The sequence below is a fragment of the Siccirubricoccus soli genome, assembly GCF_024178315.1.
In the GTDB taxonomy this organism is placed as follows: domain Bacteria; phylum Pseudomonadota; class Alphaproteobacteria; order Acetobacterales; family Acetobacteraceae; genus Siccirubricoccus; species Siccirubricoccus soli.
Window position 1 is genome coordinate 1 of the sequence record NZ_JAMZIK010000021.1, and the last position, 2,106, is coordinate 2,106.

Below are 2,106 nucleotides of genomic sequence, written 5' to 3' on the forward strand. Positions count from 1 at the left end.
CTCCGGCTTCTTCACCTCGAACAGATAGGCCGGGTGGATCTTCCGGCCGTCCTGGCGGATCAGCCCGGGGCCGAAGGCGTCGTCATCGGTCGGCATCGCCTTCATTCGCGCCACCGTCTCCGCGCCGCTGGCCTTGGCGGCCGGCACGCCCATCTGCGCCACGGCCTTCAGGTAGTGCAGCACCAGGGAGTAGTCGCCCGCCTGCGCCATGCCGGCCGGCACGCCCCCCATCGAGGGGCGGACCCGCCGGTCGAAGGCGCGGGTGCGGTCGGTCAGGTCCCAGTAGAAGCATTCGGCGCAGACCAGCCCCTGCGCCGTCTGCAGCCCCAGCGAATGCACGTCCGAGATGTACATCAGCAGCGCGGCCAGCTTGATGCCGCGGCGCGTCAGGCCGAATTCCGCCGCCTGCTTGATGCAGTTGATGGTGTCCGTCCCCGCATTGGCCAGGCCGATGACCTTGGCGCGGGAGGACTGGCCCTGCAGCAGGAAGGAGGAGAAGTCCGAGGTGGCGGGGAAGGGGGTGCGGGCGGTGCCGAGCACGCGGCCGCCGGCCTCCTGCACGAAGCGGGCCGTGTCGCGTTCCAGCGAATGGCCGAAGGCGTAGTCCGCGGTGACGAAGAACCAGGTGTCGCCGCCGGCCTTCACCAGGGCGCTGCCGGTGGATTTCGCGCACATGTAGGTGTCGAACACCCAGTGGATGGTGTTCGGCGTGCAGGCCTTGCCGGTGAGGTCGGAGGTCGCGGTGGAGGTCGCGATCGAGACCTTGTTCTTCTCCTTCACCAGCTCCGCCAGGGCGAGGGCGACGGAGGAGGCGGCGATGTTGAACACCATGTCCACGCCGTCCCGGTCGAACCACTGGCGGGCGATGTTCAGCGCGACATCCGGCTTGTTCTGGTGGTCGGCGGCGACGACGTCCACGTTGAAGCCGTTGGCGTTGAACTCCTGCACCGCCAGCTTCGCGCAGGCCAGGGCGCCCGGGCCGTTGATGTCGCGGTAGGGGCCGGACATGTCGGTGAGCAGGCCGAGCCTGATGGTGTTGGCCGCCTGGGCCCGGGCGCGGCGACCGGTCAGCCCGCCCAGCGCCGTGGCGGCGCCGGCGCCGAGGATGGTCCTGCGATCGAAAGCGGTCATGTTTCCCCCAATTCGCTGAGCTTGTTCGCTCCGTTCCGAAGGAGACCCTAAACGGCCGGGGCGCGCGTGCAATAGGGCACGGGGCCTGCCCGGCCATCGGTCCCGCCTCCCGCCCGGCCCGCCGAGCGATGCCCCGGGGGGCGGCGGCCCCGTCAGCCGCGGACCAGCGGGCAGCCGCCCTCGCGCATCGGCCGGAAGGCCTCCTCGGCCGGCGTGGTCTCCAGCAGCGCGTAGTAGTCCCAGCCGCCGCTGCTTTCCTGCGGCGACTTCACCCGGAAGAGATAGGCCGGGTGGATCTTGCGCCCATCCGCGCGGATCCTGCCCGGGCCGAAGCAGTCATCGTCGCAGGGCATCGCCTTCATGCGGTTCACCGCCTCCACGCCGCTGGCCTTGGCCGCCGGCACGCCCATATCCGCCACCGCCTTCAGGTAATGCAGCACGGCGGCATAGCCGCCGGCGTGGTTCATGCAGAGCGGGACGCTGACCTGCGGCCGCAGCTTTGCGGTGAAGCGGCGGGTGCGGTCGTTGAGGTCCCAGTAGAAGGTCTCGGTGCAGACCAGCCCCTGCGCCGTCTCCAGCCCGATGGCGGCGATGCCGGGCAGGTGCATCAGCAGCGCGGCCAGGCGCTGGCCGCGCCGGGTGATGCCGAATTCGGAGGCCTGCTTGATGCAGTTGATCGTGTCCCCGCCGGCATTGGCGAGGCCGATCACCTTCGCGCGGCTGGCCTGGGCCTGCATCAGGAAGGCGGAGAAATCGGTGGTATCCGGGAAGGGCGCCCGCACCTGGCCGAGCACGCGGCCGCCCGCCGCCCGCACGAAGCCCATGGTGTCGCGTTCCAGCGCATGGCCGAAGGCGTAGTCGGCGGTGAGGAAGAACCAGCTATCGCCGCCCTGCTTCACCATGGCGGCGGCGGTGGATTTCGACACGTTCCAGGTGTCGTAGGTCCAGTGCACCAGGTTCGGCGTGCAGGCCCGA

2 protein-coding genes are annotated in these 2,106 nt (G+C 70.2%); both read right to left on the minus strand.

Annotated features, from left to right (window positions below; genetic code table 11):
• Positions 1 to 1,131 (minus strand): ABC transporter substrate-binding protein (locus NJ376_RS03605; protein WP_252951859.1); only part of this gene is annotated, 1,131 nt, incomplete at its 3' end.
• Between the two features lie 152 nt (positions 1,132 to 1,283).
• Positions 1,284 to 2,106: ABC transporter substrate-binding protein (locus tag NJ376_RS03610; RefSeq protein ID WP_252951860.1), on the minus strand; the 823-nt coding region annotated here is incomplete at its 5' end.